Raw genomic sequence first — 1,562 nt, 5'->3', positions numbered from 1 at the left:
GTAGAAAAAACGTTGTTTTTAGCAAAAAAACGCATTATAATATGATTATATTAGTAATTATAAAAATTTAAATCAGAAAGGAATGTAGTCAAATGGAGAATAAACAACTTCAAAAAAACTTAGGTGCCGCTGCTGCTTTATCTACAGTTGTTGGTATGGTTATAGGTGGTGGAGTATTCTTTAAACCACAAGCAGTTTACACTTTAACTGGTGGTGCACCAGGTCTTGGAATGATAGCATGGGTTATAGCAGGTATAATAGCAATAACTGCTGGACTTACTGCAGCAGAAGTTTCAANNNNATTGAGTAAAGTTACTTACTGCAGCTTTTGCACCTGAGTAAGCTGGTATTTTAGTTAATAGTGTATAAGCGTTCATTGWATATATATTCTTAATATATATTCTTACAAGTTAGCCAATACTATTATTAAATTATCATACTTCACATTCAATATTTCTAGACTCTCTTTATAGTAATACAGTTCATTATGATAGTTTATTTTATAAATTAATTAATTGATTATTTTTTCTATATTCATACTATATCACTTTATAATTATAACTATCTTTTATTATATTTTTTAGTATGTAATTCTAGTTTTAAATCTTTCAAAGTGCAGGTAAAAGATATTTTAACTTATTTTTATTTTGGAAATATTTTTCATGTCTTTTTTTGTCGTTAAAAGTAGAAAAAACGTTGTTTTTAGCAAAAAAACACATTATAATATGATTATATTAGTAATTATAAAAATTTAAATCAGAAAGGAATGTCATCAAATGGAGAACAAACAACTTCAAAAAAACTTAGGTGCCGCTGCTGCTTTATCTACAGTTGTTGGTATGGTTATAGGTGGTGGAGTATTCTTTAAACCACAAGCAGTTTATGAAATAACTGGTGGAGCACCAGGACTTGGAATGATAGCATGGGTTTTAGCAGGTATAATGACAATAACTGCTGGACTTACTGCAGCAGAGGTTTCAGCTGCAATACCTAAAACAGGTGGTATGATGGTATATATAGAAGAAATATACGGTAAAAAACTTGGTTTCTTAACTGGATGGATGCAATCTGTATTATTCTTCCCAGCTACAATAGCTGCTATATCAGTTATGTTTGGACAACAAGCTGCTATATTATTAGGAAATCAATCTTTAGTAATACCTATGACAGTAGGAGTTATATTACTAATAGGTGTATTAAATACTTTTGGTTCTAAAACAAGTGGTGCAATACAAACTGTATCAACTGTATGTAAATTAATTCCTCTTGTATTAATAATAGTATTCGGATTTATAAGAGGTGGAGGAAATAATCCTATAGTACAACCTTTAGTTGCAGAAGGTATAAGCCCAACAGGAGTAATAGGACAATTATTAGTTGCTATATTATTTGCTTATGATGGATGGATAAATGTTGGTGCTATAGCTGGTGAAATGAAAGATCCAGGAAAAGATTTACCTAAAGCAATAGTTGGTGGTTTATCTTTAGTTATGGCAGTATACGTAGTTATAAACTTAGCTTACCTTTGGGTATTACCAGCTAATGAATTAGCTCAATATGCT

General features: G+C 30.3%; 1 protein-coding gene and 1 pseudogene. Both read left to right on the top strand.

Going from position 1 to position 1,562, the window contains the following annotated elements:
• Positions 1 to 92: 92 nt before the first annotated feature.
• A pseudogene (locus tag G3997_RS11455) lies at positions 93 to 311 on the top strand (amino acid permease); the annotation flags it as partial.
• 465 nt (positions 312 to 776) lie between these two features.
• Positions 777 to 1,562: amino acid permease (locus tag G3997_RS00590; RefSeq protein WP_296646450.1), on the top strand; the 786-nt coding region annotated here is incomplete at its 3' end.

The organism is Romboutsia sp. 13368 (assembly GCF_018336475.1).
In the GTDB taxonomy this organism is placed as follows: domain Bacteria; phylum Bacillota; class Clostridia; order Peptostreptococcales; family Peptostreptococcaceae; genus Romboutsia.
Note: the sequence above shows the minus strand (reverse complement) of the source record. Positions and strands in the feature narration are given on the sequence as shown.